This window comes from Hydrogenophaga sp. R2 (genome assembly GCF_049843595.1).
Classification (GTDB): domain Bacteria; phylum Pseudomonadota; class Gammaproteobacteria; order Burkholderiales; family Burkholderiaceae_C; genus Hydrogenophaga.
In genome coordinates, this window is record NZ_JBBHZN010000001.1 from 1,415,872 (window position 1) to 1,431,998 (window position 16,127).

The 16,127-nt window shown below is 68.5% G+C and carries 17 protein-coding genes; 11 read left to right on the forward strand and 6 right to left on the reverse strand.

Going from position 1 to position 16,127, the window contains the following annotated elements; all coding sequences use genetic code 11:
- Positions 1-5: 5 nt before the first annotated feature.
- The 11 genes from WD026_RS06825 (at position 6) to WD026_RS06875 (ending at position 11,275) form a co-directional block, all read left to right on the forward strand.
- Positions 6-134 carry an entericidin A/B family lipoprotein gene (locus WD026_RS06825; RefSeq protein ID WP_425722873.1) on the forward strand — a complete coding sequence of 43 codons (129 nt, stop codon included), beginning with the start codon at positions 6-8 and terminating at the stop codon, positions 132-134.
- Positions 134-787, forward strand: a complete 654-nt coding sequence (leuD, locus tag WD026_RS06830) for a 3-isopropylmalate dehydratase small subunit (RefSeq protein ID WP_425722874.1) — start codon at positions 134-136, stop codon at positions 785-787. Before WD026_RS06825 ends, leuD begins: the two co-directional genes overlap by 1 nt.
- Positions 788-809: 22 nt before the next feature.
- Positions 810-1,898: a 3-isopropylmalate dehydrogenase gene (leuB, locus tag WD026_RS06835; RefSeq protein WP_425722875.1), complete on the forward strand. Its 1,089-nt coding sequence runs from the start codon at positions 810-812 to the stop codon at positions 1,896-1,898.
- A gap of 88 nt (positions 1,899-1,986) precedes the next feature.
- Positions 1,987-3,117, forward strand: a complete 1,131-nt coding sequence (gene asd / locus WD026_RS06840; protein WP_425722876.1) for an aspartate-semialdehyde dehydrogenase — start codon at positions 1,987-1,989, stop codon at positions 3,115-3,117.
- A 263-nt stretch (positions 3,118-3,380) separates the two neighbouring features.
- The gene (locus tag WD026_RS06845; protein ID WP_425722877.1) at positions 3,381-5,987 is read left to right on the forward strand and encodes a FimV/HubP family polar landmark protein; all 2,607 of its coding nucleotides are present in this window, start codon (positions 3,381-3,383) and stop codon (positions 5,985-5,987) included.
- A gap of 49 nt (positions 5,988-6,036) precedes the next feature.
- Complete coding sequence (truA, locus tag WD026_RS06850) at positions 6,037-6,825, forward strand: tRNA pseudouridine(38-40) synthase TruA (RefSeq protein ID WP_425723211.1); 789 nt, start codon at positions 6,037-6,039, stop codon at positions 6,823-6,825.
- 1 nt (position 6,826) lies between these two features.
- Positions 6,827-7,522, forward strand: coding sequence for a phosphoribosylanthranilate isomerase (locus WD026_RS06855; protein ID WP_425722878.1), 696 nt, complete (start codon positions 6,827-6,829; stop codon positions 7,520-7,522).
- A 50-nt stretch (positions 7,523-7,572) separates the two neighbouring features.
- Positions 7,573-8,859: a tryptophan synthase subunit beta gene (gene trpB, locus WD026_RS06860; protein ID WP_425722879.1), complete on the forward strand. Its 1,287-nt coding sequence runs from the start codon at positions 7,573-7,575 to the stop codon at positions 8,857-8,859.
- Positions 8,856-9,665 (forward strand): tryptophan synthase subunit alpha, encoded by an 810-nt coding sequence (trpA, locus tag WD026_RS06865; protein WP_425722880.1) that lies wholly within the window; start codon positions 8,856-8,858, stop codon positions 9,663-9,665. Before trpB ends, trpA begins: the two co-directional genes overlap by 4 nt.
- 54 nt (positions 9,666-9,719) lie before the next feature.
- On the forward strand, positions 9,720-10,598 hold the full coding sequence (accD, locus tag WD026_RS06870; protein WP_425722881.1) for an acetyl-CoA carboxylase, carboxyltransferase subunit beta: 879 nt from the start codon (positions 9,720-9,722) through the stop codon (positions 10,596-10,598).
- Positions 10,595-11,275 (forward strand): LON peptidase substrate-binding domain-containing protein, encoded by a 681-nt coding sequence (locus WD026_RS06875; RefSeq protein ID WP_425722882.1) that lies wholly within the window; start codon positions 10,595-10,597, stop codon positions 11,273-11,275. Before accD ends, WD026_RS06875 begins: the two co-directional genes overlap by 4 nt.
- Before the next feature lie 17 nt (positions 11,276-11,292).
- On the opposite strand, the gene nagZ is transcribed toward WD026_RS06875, so the two are convergent.
- Genes nagZ through rnc form a run of 6 tightly spaced genes read right to left on the reverse strand, consistent with a single transcriptional unit; the run spans position 11,293 to position 16,091 of the window.
- Positions 11,293-12,381 (reverse strand): beta-N-acetylhexosaminidase, encoded by a 1,089-nt coding sequence (gene nagZ / locus WD026_RS06880; RefSeq protein WP_425722883.1) that lies wholly within the window; start codon positions 12,379-12,381, stop codon positions 11,293-11,295.
- Between the two features lie 7 nt (positions 12,382-12,388).
- Positions 12,389-12,796, reverse strand: a complete 408-nt coding sequence (gene acpS, locus WD026_RS06885) for a holo-ACP synthase (RefSeq protein ID WP_425722884.1) — start codon at positions 12,794-12,796, stop codon at positions 12,389-12,391.
- Positions 12,797-12,803: 7 nt separating this feature from the next.
- The gene (locus WD026_RS06890; RefSeq protein WP_425722885.1) at positions 12,804-13,562 is read right to left on the reverse strand and encodes a pyridoxine 5'-phosphate synthase; all 759 of its coding nucleotides are present in this window, start codon (positions 13,560-13,562) and stop codon (positions 12,804-12,806) included.
- Positions 13,559-14,371, reverse strand: a complete 813-nt coding sequence (gene recO / locus WD026_RS06895; protein ID WP_425722886.1) for a DNA repair protein RecO — start codon at positions 14,369-14,371, stop codon at positions 13,559-13,561. Before recO ends, WD026_RS06890 begins: the two co-directional genes overlap by 4 nt.
- The gene (era, locus tag WD026_RS06900) at positions 14,368-15,396 is read right to left on the reverse strand and encodes a GTPase Era (RefSeq protein WP_425722887.1); all 1,029 of its coding nucleotides are present in this window, start codon (positions 15,394-15,396) and stop codon (positions 14,368-14,370) included. The genes recO and era overlap by 4 nt, the downstream gene beginning before the upstream one ends.
- The gene (gene rnc / locus WD026_RS06905) at positions 15,396-16,091 is read right to left on the reverse strand and encodes a ribonuclease III (RefSeq protein ID WP_425722888.1); all 696 of its coding nucleotides are present in this window, start codon (positions 16,089-16,091) and stop codon (positions 15,396-15,398) included. The genes era and rnc overlap by 1 nt, the downstream gene beginning before the upstream one ends.
- Positions 16,092-16,127: the final 36 nt, after the last annotated feature.

The window sequence follows — 16,127 nt, forward strand, 5'->3', positions numbered from 1 at the left end:
AGTCCATGAAATCGATTGCCTCCCTGATCCTTGCCGCCCTCGTCTTTGCACTGGCCGGCTGCAATACCGTCCAGGGCCTGGGCCAGGACATCCAGAAGGGTGGACAGGTGCTCGAAGGCGCCGCCAAGAAGTGATGCGAGCCTTTCAGTTGCACAAGGGGCTGGTGGCCCCGATGGACCGGGACAACGTCGACACCGACGCGATCATTCCCAAGCAGTTCCTGAAGTCGATCCGCAAGACCGGCTTCGGCCCCAACCTGTTTGACGAGTGGCGTTACCTGGACAAGGGCGAGCCCGGCCAGGACCCGGCGTCCCGCAAGCCCAACCCCGACTTCGTGCTCAACCAGCCGCGTTACGCCGGCGCGTCCATCCTGCTGGCGCGGCAGAACTTCGGCTGCGGCTCCAGCCGCGAGCACGCGCCGTGGGCGATCGAGCAGTACGGCTTCCGCGCGTTGATTGCGCCGAGCTTTGCGGACATCTTCTTCAACAACTGCTTCAAGAACGGCCTGCTGCCCATCGTGCTGCCCGAGGCCACGGTGGCGCGACTGTTCGACGAAGTGGCGGCCTTCCCCGGCTACGAGCTGACCATCGACCTGGAGCGCCAGGTGATCGTCAAACCGCAGGGCGAGGAGATCCCGTTCGACGTGCAGCCGTTCCGCAAGTACTGCCTGCTCAACGGCCTCGACGACATCGGCCTGACCCTGCGCCACAAGGACAAGATCGCCGCCTACGAGTCGCAGCGCCTGGCCACCAAGCCCTGGCTGGCCCACACCATGGTCGGCCAGTGAGCCGGCATCACGCACACATCACATGAAAATCGCAGTTCTTCCGGGTGACGGCATCGGCACCGAAATCGTGGCCGAGGCCGTCAAGGTGCTCCAGGCGCTGGACCTGTCCTTCGAGATGGAAAGCGCGCTGGTCGGCGGCGCCGCCTACGAGGCCCACGGCCACCCCCTGCCCGAGTCCACCCTGAAGCTGGCCATGTCCGCCGACGCCGTGCTGTTCGGCGCCGTGGGCGACTGGAAGTACGACAAGCTCGACCGGCCGCTGCGCCCCGAGCAGGCCATCCTGGGCCTGCGCAAGCACATGGGGCTGTTCGCCAACTTCCGCCCGGCCATCTGCTATCCCGAGCTGGTGGGTGCATCGAGCCTCAAGCCCGAGATCATCTCGGGCCTGGACATCCTCATCATCCGCGAGCTGACCGGCGACATCTACTTCGGTCAGCCCCGGGGCCGGCGCACCGCCGTCGACGGCCACTTCCCCGGCGCCGAAGAAGCCTTCGACACCATGCGCTACAGCAAGCCGGAGATCGAGCGCATCGCGCACGTGGCTTTCCAGGCCGCCCGCAAGCGCAACAAGAAGGTCACCAGCGTCGACAAGGCCAACGTGCTGGAAACCTTCCAGTTCTGGAAGGACGTGGTCACCGAGGTGCATGCCCAGTACCCCGACGTGGAACTGGAGCACATGTATGTGGACAACGCCGCCATGCAGCTGGTGCGTGCACCCAAGAAGTTCGACGTGGTGGTCACCGGCAACATGTTTGGCGACATCCTGTCCGACGAAGCGTCCATGCTGACAGGCTCCATCGGCATGCTGCCGTCGGCCTCGCTGAACACCCGCAACCAGGGCCTGTACGAGCCCAGCCACGGCAGCGCGCCGGACATTGCCGGTAAGGGTATTGCAAACCCGCTGGCTACAATCCTGTCCGCTGCCATGATGCTCCGCTTCTCCCTCAACCAACCCGAAGCCGCTGCCCGAATCGAGGCCGCGGTGGCCCATGTGCTGGCCTCCGGCCTACGCACGGTCGACATCTGGTCGGAAGGCACCACCAAGGTCGGCACCCGTGAAATGGGTGACGCGGTGGTGAGCGCGATCACCAAAACCATTACCAAGGGCTGATCCAGCTCCGGTTCGTCACGCCCTCCCCCGGCACGACGAGCCGGGCGGATCGAAGAGGATTTCTCAACTTTTCACAAAGGGCAATGTCATGACGAAACTGGTAGGACTCGTGGGTTGGCGGGGCATGGTCGGCTCCGTGCTGATGGACCGCATGGCGGCCGAGAAGGACTTCGACCTCATCGAACCCCTGTTCTTCTCCACCTCCAATGCCGGTGGCGCTGCCCCGGCCATGGCGCGCAACGAGACCCGTCTGCAGGACGCCTTCGACATCGAAGCCCTGAAGCGCTGCGAGATCATCATCACCGCACAAGGCGGCGACTACACCACCGAAGTCTTCCCCAAGCTGCGCGCCGCCGGCTGGAACGGTCACTGGATCGACGCCGCCTCCACCCTGCGCATGAAGGATGACGCGGTCATCATCCTCGACCCGGTCAACATGCCGGTCATCAAGGATGCCCTGTCCAAGGGCGGCCGCAACTGGATCGGCGGCAACTGCACCGTGAGCTGCATGCTCATGGGCGTGGGTGCCCTGTACAAGGCCGGCCTGGTGGAGTGGATGTCCACCCAGACCTACCAGGCCGCGTCCGGCGGCGGTGCCCAGCACATGCGCGAGCTGCTCACCCAGTACGGCACCCTGAACGCCGAGGTGAAGGCCCTGCTGGACGACCCCAAGAGCGCCATCCTGGAAATCGACCGCCAGGTCATCGCCAAGCAGCGCTCGCTCTCGGCCGCCGAGACCGCCAACTTCGGTGTGCCCCTGGGCGGTTCGCTGATTCCCTGGATCGACAAGGACCTGGGCAACGGCATGTCCAAGGAAGAGTGGAAGGGCATGGCCGAAACCAACAAGATCCTCGGTCAGGGCGAGGGCTTCGGCTCGGCAGCCGTGCCGGTGGACGGCTTCTGCGTGCGCGTGGGTGCCATGCGCTGCCATTCGCAGGCACTGACCTTCAAGCTGAAGAAGGATGTGCCGGTGGCCGACATCGAGGCCATGATCGCTGCCGACAACGAGTGGGTGAAAGTGGTGCCCAACACCCGCGAAGCCACCCTGCGCGACCTCACCCCGGTGGCCGTGACCGGCACCATGACCATTCCGGTGGGCCGCATCCGCAAGCTGGCCATGGGTCCGGAATACGTCGGCGCCTTCACCATCGGCGACCAGCTGCTCTGGGGCGCTGCCGAACCCCTGCGCCGCATGCTGCGCATCCTGCTCGACGCCTGATCGGGCACGCCCTGCCGGCCCCCCGGCAGGGCGACACGTTGTGTCACAACAACGTGATTTTCTGCGCACTTGGTGACAAACGGTGGGCTTGGAAACTCAAGCGGATTGTTAGCTTGTCACCGTAATCTGTTGATGCTATGGTCAATTCCAGCTTTTTGCCTGTCGAGGTCCATGTGCGCATCCACCCCCGTTCATTGCCCCATTCATCGGATCGCGGTGCGACATCCCGCACAGGTCTGACCGGCAAGGTACGGCTCCATGCGGTGGCTGCCGCTGCCGTTCTGGCCCTCTCGCTGGCCCAGCCCACAGACGCCCTGGCACTGGCCCTGGGCCCGGTCCAGGTGAAATCGGCGCTGGGCGAACCCATCCGTGCCGAGATCGAGGTGCCCGAGATCACCGCCCAGGAAGCCTCCAGCCTCCAGGTGCGGCTGGCCGGCGCCGATGCGCTGCGGGCTGCTGGCATCGAATCCAGCCAGGCCCTGGTCGGGGTGGAAATCACCCTGCAACGCCGCAGCGACGGTCGCCAGTACCTGCGGATCGTGGGCAATCGCCCGGTCAATGAGCCCTTCGTCGATCTGGTGCTCGAAGCCAACTGGGCCACCGGCCGGCTGGTGCGCGACTACACCCTGCTGTTCGACCCGCCCAACCTGCGCGCTGGCTCGGCGGCTCCGGCCCCCCTGCCGCCCGTAGCGGCTGCACCGGCCGCCCGCCCCCGCCCGGCAGCGCCGGCTGCGGCGCCCGCACCGGCGCCTGCTGCTGCAACGACAGCGCCGGCTCCCAGCGCCCCCCGGGCTGCGGCGCCGGCACCCGCAGCAGCCGGCAACGGTGGTGGCCAGGTCACCGTACGGCCGGGCGACACCGCCGGCAAGATCGCAGCGGCCAACAAGCCGGCCAACGTGTCCCTGGAACAGATGCTGGTGGCCATGCTCCAGGCCAACCCGCAGGCCTTCATCGGCGGCAACGTGAACCGCATCAAGGCCGGCAGCGTGCTGGACCTGCCTTCGGCGGCCTCCGCGCAGGCGGTGGACGAGTCGCAGGCCCGCCAGACCATCACCGCCCAGAGCAAGGACTTCAATGAATTCCGGCGCCGCCTCGCCGGCGCAGCGCCCGCTGCTTCGGTGGCATCGGCGGGCCAGCAGGCCAGCGGCAAGGTGCAGGCCGAGGTCAAGGACACCCAGGCCGCACCGGCACCGGCAGACAAGCTCACGCTGAGCAAGCCGGGTGCTGCCGCTGCAGCCCCTGGCGGTGAAGACAGGATCGCCCAGGCCCGCCAGACGCAGGACGCGCAGCAACGCGCCGCCGAACTCAACCGCAACATCGAAGAGCTGTCCAAGCTCGCTGCACCGGCAGCCTCTGCCGTTCCCGCAGCCGCTGCGCCGGCAGCTCCGGCGGCCCCCGCGGTTCCGGCCGCACCGGCGGTGTCGGGTGTCGACGTGCCGGCGCCTGCTGGTGTGCCCGCCACCCCGGCCGTGAGCGCCGCTGCTCCGGCTGCCCCCGCAGCCGCCCCCGCTGCGGCGCCAGCCGCACCGGCAGCAGCCCCGGCACCGATGGCGGCCGATGCCGGTGGACTGGTCGACCAGCTCCGCGACAACCCGATGGTGATCCCGGGCGCTGCCGCCCTGCTGGCCTTGCTGGCCGGCTTCGGCCTGTACCGCATGCGCCAGCGCAAGGCCCGTTCGCAGGTGGACAGCTCCTTCCTGGAAAGCCGTCTGCAGCCCGACTCCTTCTTCGGCTCCAGCGGCGGTCAGCGCATCGACACCGCCGAAGCGGCGGCCTCCGGTTCGTCCATGGTGTATTCGCCCAGCCAGCTCGATGCGGCCGGCGACGTGGACCCGGTGGCCGAGGCCGATGTCTATCTGGCCTACGGTCGTGACCTGCAGGCCGAGGAAATCCTCAAGGAAGCCCTGCGCACCTCGCCGTCGCGGGTGGCCATCCACTCCAAGCTGAGCGAGATCTACGCCAAGCGCCGCGACGCACGCGCCTTCGAGGTGGTGGCGGCCGAAGCCTTCGGCCTCACCCAGGGCCGTGGCGACGAATGGGAAGAGATCTGCCGCCGTGGCCGCGATCTTGATCCGTCCAACCCGCTGTACCAGCCGGGTGGCGTGGGCGCTCCGTCCATGCGCGCCGATGGCGCCGACCCGATCAACACCATGCCGTTCAGCGCCAGCAGCATGTCGGCCGTTGCAGGTGCCGGCAGCCTGTCCGCCATGGGCAATCTGGATGTCGATCTGGACCTGTCGCTGGACGACGACCCGCCCGCGCCCGCCCGTGCAGCGGCGGAGCCGGACGACCTCAAGAGCCTGGACGATGCCTTGTCCGACATGGCCGACCTGTCCGGCACCGAATCGCTGACGGCGGCCCCCGCGGCCACCGAGTCGGCACCGCTGATCTCGGCCGCCGCGGCTGCCGCACCGACCCCTGCCCCGGCAGCCGACGACATGGCGCCGTTGAACATGGAGTTCGACATCGACTTCACGGCGGCCGCCCCGGCTGCCGCGCCTGCGCCCGCCGAGGCGTCCGCCGACAACGCGATCGATCTGCCCGGTTTCGAGCTCGATCTTCCGGCCGCGGTCGAACCGGTGGCGGCCGCTGCGGCCCCGGCGGCCAGCGCTCCCGCTGCTGCCCCCCTGAGCTTTGATCTGGGTGGCGTGTCCCTGGACCTGGACACCCCGGCCCCGGCGCCCGATGAAACCACGTCGGCCGGTGATCTCACCGAAGAGAACCCGCTGGAGACCAAGCTGTCGCTGGCCGAAGAGTTCCGCGCCATCGGCGACATCGAGGGCGCCCGCTCCCTGGCCGAAGAGGTCATGAACGAGAGCTCCGGCACCCTGCAGAGCAAGGCCCGTACCTTCCTGGCCGATCTGGCCTGACCGATCGGTTTTGTCCGACCCCCGAGCGATGCCCGACACGCCCGGCCCGATGCACCGCATCGCGCTGGGCGTGAGCTTCAATGGCCGCGCCTACGACGGCTGGCAGAGCCAGCCGGGCGGCAACACGGTGCAGGACCAGCTGGAAAAGGCCCTGGCGCAGTTCAGTGCCGCCGGCCCCATCAACACGCTGTGCGCCGGGCGCACCGATGCCGGCGTGCACGGACTGATGCAGGTGGTGCACTTCGACACCGCGCTGGACCGCAGCGAGTACGCCTGGGTCCGGGGCACCAACAGCTTCCTGCCGCCGGACATTGCCGTGCAGTGGGCTCGCCAGGTGCCCGCCCATTTCCATGCCCGGGCCAGTGCACAGGCCCGGCGTTATGCGTATGTGCTGCTCGAATCGCCGGTTCGCCCCAGCGTGGACCAGTCGCAGGTGGGCTGGGTGTTCAGACCGCTCGACCGGCAGGCCATGCAGCAGGCGGCTGAAGCCCTGCTGGGCGAACACGACTTCACCTCGTTCCGCGCCTCCAGCTGCCAGGCCCACAGCCCGGTCAAGCAGATGCGTCGCATCGAGATCTCCCGCCGCGGCGCCTACTGGCGTTTCGAGTTCGAGGCCAACGCCTTCCTGCACCACATGATCCGCAACATCATGGGCTGCCTGCTGGCCGTGGGCACCGGCAACCGGCCCCCGGCGTGGATGACCGAGGTGCTGGCCGCGCGCAGCCGCGACGCGGCGGCACCCACCTTTGCCCCCGACGGCCTGTACTTTCTCGGACCGGTCTACGATCCCGCATTCGGCCTGCCCGACCGCACCCCGGCCTTCGACTGGCTGCCCTGACATGACCGCACCGCACCGCACCCGCATCAAGATCTGCGGCCTGACCCGCGAGGCCGACGTGGACGCCGCCGTGCAGGCCGGCGCCGACGCCATCGGCTTCGTGCTGTACGCCGCCAGCCCGCGCCATGTGACGGCCCATCGGGCCGGCGAACTGGCCCGCCGCCTGCCGCCCTTCGTGACGCCGGTGCTGCTGTTCGTGAATGCCGAGCCCGCCCTCATCCAGAGCGGAGTGGATGCCGTGCCGGGCGCCCTGCTGCAGTTCCACGGCGACGAATCGGCCGACGATGTGGTGCGTCTGGCCCGGGGGCGCCCGTTCATGCGGGCCGCCCGCATTCCCACCGGACCGGCCGGCGCGGGCTTCGATCTCCTAAAATACGCCGCTGACCACGCTGCAGCCCAGGCCATCCTGCTCGATGCCCTGGTCGACGGATACGGCGGTGGTGGTCATTCCTTCGACTGGACGGCTTTCCCTTGGTCACATCCACAACTAAACGCCAGCTCTCGCCTCGTTTTGTCTGGTGGACTCACGCCTGCAAACGTGACCGATGGCATCCGGCTGGTACGGCCCTGGGCCGTTGACGTGAGCTCGGGCGTCGAGGTGTCGAAAGGCATCAAGGACGCCGGCAGGATGCAGGCCTTCGTGGCCGCCGTCCGCCAGGCAGACGCCCTGCTCTCCAGCCCCTCCCGATCCCTGTGATGTTCGCGGCCTTCGCGGCCACCGTCGGGGATCCTCACCGGACAGACCCCATGCAGACCACCTACCAGCAACCCGACGCCCGAGGCCATTTCGGCATCTACGGCGGCAGCTTCGTGAGCGAGACGCTCACCCACGCCATCAACGAGCTGAAGGACGCGTACGCGCGTTACCAGAACGATCCCGAGTTCCTGGCCGAATTCCGGCGCGAACTGGCGCACTTCGTGGGCCGCCCGAGCCCCATCTACCACGCCGCCCGCATGAGCCGTGAACAGGGCGGCGCACAGATCTTCCTCAAGCGCGAAGACCTCAACCACACCGGCGCCCACAAGATCAACAACACCATCGGCCAGGCCCTGCTGGCGCGCCGCATGGGCAAGCCCCGCGTGATCGCCGAGACCGGTGCCGGTCAGCACGGCGTGGCCACCGCCACCATCTGTGCCCGCTACGGCCTGGAGTGCGTGGTCTACATGGGCAGCGAGGACGTCAAGCGCCAGAGCCCCAACGTCTACCGCATGAAGTTGCTGGGCGCCACCGTGGTGCCGGTGGAGTCGGGCAGCAAGACCCTGAAGGACGCGCTGAACGAAGCCATGCGCGACTGGGTGGCCAACGTCGACAACACCTTCTACATCATCGGCACCGTGGCCGGTCCGCATCCCTACCCCATGATGGTCCGCGACTTCCAGAGCGTGATCGGACAGGAGTGCATCGTGCAGATGCCGCAGATGCTGCGGGAGGCGGGCTGCACCAGCGAACAGCCCGACGCCGTGCTCGCCTGCGTGGGCGGCGGCAGCAACGCCATGGGCATCTTCCATCCCTATATCCCGTTCCCGCAGACCCGCCTGATCGGCGTGGAAGCAGCCGGTGAAGGCCTGGACAGCGGCAAGCATTCTGCGTCGCTGCAGAAAGGCACGCCCGGTGTGCTGCACGGCAACCGCACCTATGTGCTGCAGGACCACAACGGCCAGGTCACCGAGACCCACAGCGTGAGCGCCGGTCTGGACTATCCCGGTGTGGGCCCCGAGCATGCCTTCCTCAAGGACATCGGCCGCGCCGAATACGTGGGCATCACCGATGCCGAGGCGCTGGAGGCCTTCCACTACCTGTGCCGCACCGAAGGCATCATCCCGGCGCTTGAATCCAGCCATGCCGTGGCCTACGCCATGAAGCTCGCCCGCACCCTGCGCCAGGACCAGTCGATCCTGGTCAACCTCTCGGGCCGGGGCGACAAGGACATCGGCACCGTGGCCGACCTGTCCCAGGCCGATTTCTATTGCCGCCCCAGCTGCCGTGGCCAGTCGGTCAAGGGCGGCGAAGCCGTGGTGGAGGTGAAGCGATGAGCCGTATCGACGCCACCTTTGCCCGCCTGCGCGAGCAGGGCCGCAAGGCCCTCATTCCTTTCGTGACCGCCGGATTCCCGCAGCCCGACATCACGCCCGAACTCATGTGGGGCATGGCCGAGGCCGGTGCCGACGTGATCGAACTCGGCGTGCCGTTCTCCGACCCGTCGGCCGATGGCCCGGTGATCCAGAAAGCCGGCGACCGCGCCTTGGCGGCCGGCATCGGCCTGCGTGAAGTGCTGGCCATGGTGAGCACCTTCCGCCAGCGCGACACCAGCACCCCGGTGGTGCTGATGGGCTACGCCAACCCGATCGAACGTTACGACCAGGTGCACGGCGCCGGCGCCTTCGTGCGCGATGCGGCGGCGGCCGGCGTGGACGGCGTGCTGGTGGTGGACTACCCGCCCGAGGAATGCACCGAATTCGCCCAGGCCCTGCGCGCCAACGGCATGGACCTGATCTTCCTGCTGGCCCCCACCTCCACCGACCAGCGCATGGCCGAGGTGGCCCGCGTGGCCAGCGGCTACGTGTACTACGTGTCGCTCAAGGGCGTGACCGGTGCCGTCACGCTGGACGTGTCGCAGGTCGAGGCCATGCTGCCGCGCATCCGCGCCCATGTGAGCATTCCCGTGGGGGTGGGCTTCGGCATCCGCGATGCGGACACCGCCCGCGCCATCGGACGCACCAGCGACGCCGTGGTCATCGGCAGCCGGCTGATCCAGCTGATCGAGAACGAGCCCCGCGAGCGCGTCGTGGCCACGGCGGCCAGCTTCCTGAGCGGCATACGGCAGGCACTGGACGCCTGATCGGCGCACCGGCACCCGCGTGGTTTAATTTCGCCTCGTTGAAGGAGAGACCCCATGTCCTGGCTTGAAAAACTGCTGCCTCCGAAGATCACCCCCACCGATCCGACCGAGCGGCGCAGCGTGCCCGAAGGGCTGTGGATCAAGTGCCCGAGTTGCGAGGCCGTGCTCTACAAGAGCGATCTGGAAAAGAACCAGAACGTCTGCCCGCACTGCAGCCACCACCACCGCATCGGCGCCCGCGCCCGGCTCAACGCCTTCCTCGATGCCGAAGGCCGTTACGAGATCGCGCAGGAAGTGCTGCCGGTCGACGCGCTCAAGTTCAAGGACAGCCGCAAGTACCCCGAGCGCCTGAAGGAAGCCCTGGAGAACACCGGCGAGACCGATGCCCTCATCGTCATGGGCGGGGCGGTGCACGGCATCAGCCTGGTGGTCTCGTGCTTCGAGTTCGACTTCATGGGCGGCTCCATGGGCTCGGTGGTGGGTGAGCGCTTCGTGCGCGGTGTGGAAGAAGCCATCGCCCAGAAGGTCCCCTTCGTCTGCTTCACCGCCACCGGCGGCGCGCGCATGCAGGAGGGCCTGCTCTCGCTCATGCAGATGGCCAAGACCAATGCCGCCCTGACCCGCCTGGCCAAGAAGGGCCTGCCCTACATCAGCGTGCTGACCGACCCGACCATGGGTGGCGTGAGCGCCGGCTTCGCCTTCGTGGGCGATGTGGTGATCGCCGAACCCAAGGCCCTGATCGGCTTTGCCGGTCCGCGCGTGATCGAGAACACCGTGCGCGTGAAGCTGCCCGAGGGCTTCCAGCGCGCCGAGTTCCTGCAGACCAAGGGTGCGGTGGACTTCATCTGCGACCGGCGCGAACTGCGTGGCACCGTGGCCAACCTGCTGGCCATGATGCAGCGCCAGAGCGCCGACGCCGTGGTGCCGGATTGACAGCAGGCTCGTCGGCCGGGCCGCTGACGCTGACCCAGCTGCCCCTGTTTCCGCTCAACACCGTCCTGTTCCCCGGTGGATGGATGCCGCTGCGGATCTTCGAGGTGCGCTACCTCGACATGATCGGCCGCTGCCACCGGGCCGGTGCCCCGTTCGGCATCGTCTGCCTGAGCGAGGGGCACGAGGTGCGCCGGGTCGATCCCCAGGCCGGTGGCGACGCTCCGGCCTTCGCCAAGGAAGATTTCCATTCGGTGGGCGTCCTGGCCCGCATCGACTCGCTGGACAAGCCGCAGCCCGGTCTGCTGATGATCCGTTGCCAGGGCATGCAGCGCTTCCATGTGGACCGGCGCCAGCAGCTGCCGCACGGTCTGTGGGTGGCCGACGTGACGCTCGATGCCGCCGAACCGGTGGTGCCGGTGCCCGATCATCTGGACGGCGCCCGCAACCGCCTGCAGCAGCTGCTGATGAACCTGCGTGAGCGGCAACCCGAGGTGCTGGCCCAGCTGCCGCTGCAGGAGCCTTACCACTGGAACGACTGCGGCTGGGTGGCCAACCGTTGGGCCGAACTGCTGCCCGCACCCACCGAGCTCAAGCAGCGCCTGATGGCGCTGGACAACCCGCTGCTGCGGCTGGAGCTGGTGGCCGACCTGCTGGACCGCCTGGGTCTGGACAGCTGAAGCCGGCCCAGGCCCTCTCAGACCGGCAGGGCATCCAGCAGGCTGAGCGCCTGCATGTAGCGGGGGTTGACCATCAGGTCATCCCAACGCTCGGGGCTGCCTGATGGCAGCAGCGCACGGCGACGCTCCTCGCTGGCGTCGCGGGGTTGCCAGCGCCCGTCCAGGGCAGCGGCCGACAGGGCCTCGATGGCCGCATCGATGGGCGCGCCCTCTTCCACCACCGACTGGTTGCACAGCAGCACCATGTCGCAGCCGGCGTCGAGCGCGGCCAGCGCAGCCTCGGGAAAGTCCACCGTGCGGCCTTCGATCACGCGGGCCGCCGCCATGCTCAGGTCGTCGCTGAACACCGCACCGGTGAAGCCCATGCGCTGGCGCAGCACGTCCTGCAGCCAGCGCGCCGAGAAGCCGGCCGGCCGGGCATCCACCCGCGGGTACACCACGTGCGCCGGCATGACCGCCGACAGGCTGGCCGAGAGCCATTCGTAGGGTGCCGCATCGTCGGCCAGGATGGTCTTGAGCGGACGCCGGTCCACCGGCACCTGGTGGTGCGAATCGGCACGCACGAAGCCGTGACCGGGAAAGTGCTTGCCGCAATGCGCCATGCCGGCCTGGCGCAGGCCGTGCATCAGCGCCTGCGCCAGCAGGGTGACCAAGTGCGGGTCGCGACCGAAGGAACGGTCCCCGATGACGGTGCTGTCGCCATGGTCCAGGTCGAGCACCGGCGCAAACGTCAGGTCCACGCCGCAGGCGCGCAACTCGGCCGCCAGCACGTAGCCGGCGGCCGTGGCGGCATTGCAGGCGCTCACCGCCGAGGTCGCATCGCCACCGGACATCCAGGCCCGGCCGAAAGCCGCCATGGGAGGCAGGTGGGTGAAGCCATCGGTGCGGAAACGCTGCACGCGGCCGCCCTCGTGGTCGACCGCGATCAGCAGATCGCGGCGCACCGCCTTGATCTGGGCGCAGAGGCGGGTGAGCTGGGCGCGGTCCTTCCAGTTGCGGCCGAACAGGATGACGCCGCCCACCAGGGGATGGCTCAGGCGGCGGCGGTCGGCCGGGGTCAGCCGGTGACCGGCGACATCGATGATCAGGGGGGCGTGGTGGCTCATGGGCGAATCAGGAAACGGTGGTGGGCCGCACTTCGACCACCACGAAGCTGGCGGCATGGTCGGCTTCGTCGGAGACCGTCACGTGCGCCTGGAGGTTCCGCTGCTCGAACCAGGTCTGCAGGTCGCCGTGCAGGCGGATGTAAGGCTGGCCGCTCGGGTGGTTGAGGATCTCGCAGCGTCGCCAGCTCATGGGCATGCGCATGCCCAGACCGATGGCCTTGGAGAAGGCCTCCTTGGCCGAGAAACGGGTGGCCAGGTAGCTCAGGCCCCGGCGCGGCCAGCGGGCGGTGCGGGCCTGCCAGATGGCCAGTTCGGCATCGCCCAGCACCTTGTGGGCGAACCGGTCGCCCTGGCGCTGCAGCGTGGCCTCGATGCGCCGGATGTCGCACACGTCGGTGCCGATGCCGTAGATCATGCGGGGCTCAGGCCTGGGCGCGCTCGATGCAGCGCAGGTAGTCGACCACCGTGGCGGCATAACCCAGCTCCAGCGCGTCGGCCATGAGCGCGTGACCGATGGAGACCTCGCTCACACCCGGCACGGTGCGCAGGAAGGGCGTGAGGTTGTCGCGGTTGAGGTCGTGCCCGGCGTTCACGCCCAGACCGGCGTCCAGCGCCGCCTGGGCAGCCACGCGGAAACGCGCCAGCTGCTCGGCCTGCTGCGGCGTGCCGAAAGCCGCCGCATAGGGCTCGGTGTAGAGCTCCACCCGGTCGGCGCCCACCGCCCTGGCATGGGCCATGGCGGGCGCATCGGCGTCCATGAACAGGCTCACCCGCACACCCAGGTCACGGCATTCGGCGATCAGCGGACGCAGGCGCTCGGCGTCGTCCGGAAAGCGCCAGCCGTGGTCGCTGGTGAACTGGCCCTCGCTGTCGGGCACGAAGGTCACCTGGTGCGGGCGCAGTTCGCGCACGAAAGGCATGAGGTTGTGGAAGGGGTTGCCCTCGATGTTGTATTCGCGGTCGGGCCAGTCCTTGAGCAGCGCGGCCAGGTCGTGCACGTCGTGGGTGCGGATGTGGCGCTGGTCGGGACGGGGATGTACCGTGATGCCGTGGGCACCGGCCTGCAGGCACAGCGTGGCCGCGCGCGTGACCGACGGAATGCCCAGGTGGCGGGTGTTGCGCACCAGGGCCACCTTGTTGACGTTGACCGACAGGGCGGTGCGGTGATCGGGGCGGGTCATGGGGATTCAGGAGCGGTCGTCGCGGGACGGTCGGGGTGGCTGGAGGGTGCATGACGCCGGCTCAGGGCCTGGACATCGAGCAGCAGCTGGCGGGTGCCGAACACCCGCACGCCGCCATGGTAGTGCAGCAGGTTGCGCAGCGGAATGCGAAGGGTCTGGTGCACGTCGGCGGCCGCACGCATCACCGGCACCAGCGGCGCAGGCTGGTCCAGCGCTTGGTGCAGGGCCGACCAGACAGCGCCGGCGAGGGCATGGGCATCGTCGTCGTGCGCCAGGCGCAGGCCACCTTCGAGCAGGAGCGCATAACGCTGATGCGGATCGATGGGCGCCAGGCTGCTGCCCTCGCAGGACAGGTCGGGCAAGAGGCCGATGGCGCGCAGCAGCACCAGCTCGAAGGCACGCACCACCAGCGACTGCAGTTCGCCGCCGCGCTCGGCCAGCAGCTGGACCGCCAGGGCGTATTGATCGAACAGGTGCGGATGCGGGTCGTCGCGCGCCAGCAGCTTGAGCAGCAGTTCGTTGAGGTAACTGCCGGCCAGCAACGCGTCGCCGGTGGGCATCACATGCCCGCCCTGCCACTGCGCGGACTTGAGGGTGCGGACCTCGGCATCACCCGACCACGACAGGAGCAGCGGCTGCAGCGGCAGCAGCACCGGGCGGAACTGGGAGGTGGGCCGCTTGACGCCCTTGGCGGCCAGCGCGATGCGCCCGTGCCGTCGGCCGAACACCTCCAGGATGAGACTGGACTCGCTCCAGTCGTAGCGGTGCAGGACGAACGCCGGTTCCTCGTGCGCCCGTTTGCTCATCACTCGTAGCCGAAGGAGCGCACGCGCGCGTCGTCGTCGGCCCAGCCGGAGCGGACCTTCACCCACAGCTCCAGGAAGACCTTGCAGTCCCAGAGCTTCTCCAGCTCCTGGCGGGCTTCGGTGCCGATGCGCTTGAGCTTCTCGCCCTTCTCGCCGATCACCATGCCCTTGTGGCCCTCGCGCTCGACCACGATGGTGGCGGCAATGCGCCTGAGACCGCCCTCTTCCTCGAACTTGTCGATGACCACGGTGGACGTGTAGGGCAGCTCGTCACCGGTCAGGCGGAACAGCTTCTCGCGCACCATCTCGCCGGCCATGAAACGCTCGCTGCGGTCGGTGAGCTCTTCGGGGTCGAACATCCAGGGCTGCTGCGGCAGGTACTTCTCGCAGATGGCCAGCAGGCGCTGCACATCGCGCGGCGTCTTGGCCGACATGGGCACGTATTCGGCAAACGGATGGCGGTCCTGCATGGAGCGCAGCCACGGCGCCAGCTCGCCCCGGCGGTGCAGCAGGTCGAACTTGTTGGCGATCAGGATCACCGGCACGCCCTGGGGCAGCAGATCGAGCACCTTGGCGTCGGCCAGGTTGAAGCGGCCAGCCTCCACCACAAACAGGATCAGGTCCATGTCGGCCACGGCACCCAGCACGGTCTTGTTGAGCGAGCGGTTCAGCGCGTTGCCGTGGCGGGTCTGGAAGCCCGGCGTGTCCACAAAGACGAACTGGGTGGCACCTTCGGTGCGCATGCCGGTGATGCGGTGGCGGGTGGTCTGCGCCTTGCGCGAGGTGATGCTCACCTTCTGGCCCACCAGCGCATTGAGCAGCGTGGACTTGCCCACATTGGGCTTGCCGACGATGGCCACGTAGCCGCACTTCTGGTCGGCAGGGTCCACCGGCTCACGCTCGGCGGCGGGCGCCTGGTCGGCATCGGCCGGGTTGCCGACCGCCGCCGGCTTGCCCAGGGCACGCGCCAGCATGGCGTCCAGATCGTCGGCGGGCGGGGATGGGGGTGGGGTCTTGGCCATGGGCATCAGGTGGAAGTGGACGGCGAAGGCGCATTCAGCCGCTGGATGACGGCCGCTGCGGCCGCCTGTTCGCCGGCCCGGCGCGACGCACCGATGCCGCGCTCGCTGATGCCGGCCTGCGGCACGGCGCATTCCACGTCGAACGTCTGCTGGTGGGCTTCGCCGGTAATGGCCACCACACGGTAAGCGGGCAGCGGCATCTTGCGCGCCTGCAGCCATTCCTGCAATTCGGTCTTGGGGTCCTTGCCCAGCGAGGTCATGCGGGCGTCGAGCTCGACACCGCTGAACAGGCGCCGCACCAAAGCCTCGGCCACCGGGAAGCCGGCATCGAGATGCACCGCACCGATGATGGCCTCCAGCGCATCGGCCAGGATGGACGGGCGCTTGTGGCCGCCCGACCGCTTTTCGCCATCACCCAGCTTGAGTCCCTGGGCGAGGCCCAGCCCCGAGGCCAGCTGGAACAGCGTGTCCTGCTTGACCAGGTGGGCGCGGATGCGGGAGAGATCGCCTTCGGGCAGGCTGGACAGCTTCTCGTAGAGCAGGCCGGCCACCGCCAGGTTGAGCACCGAGTCCCCCAGAAACTCCAGCCGCTCGTTGTGGTCGGCGCTGAAGCTGCGGTGGGTGAGGGCCCGCTCGAGCAGGCGCGGGTTGTTGAAGCGGTGCTGCAGCTTCTGCTGCAGGGTGACCAGTTCGGGGCTCAAGAGATTCCCCCGGATGCACGCAGGCTGCAGGCAGAT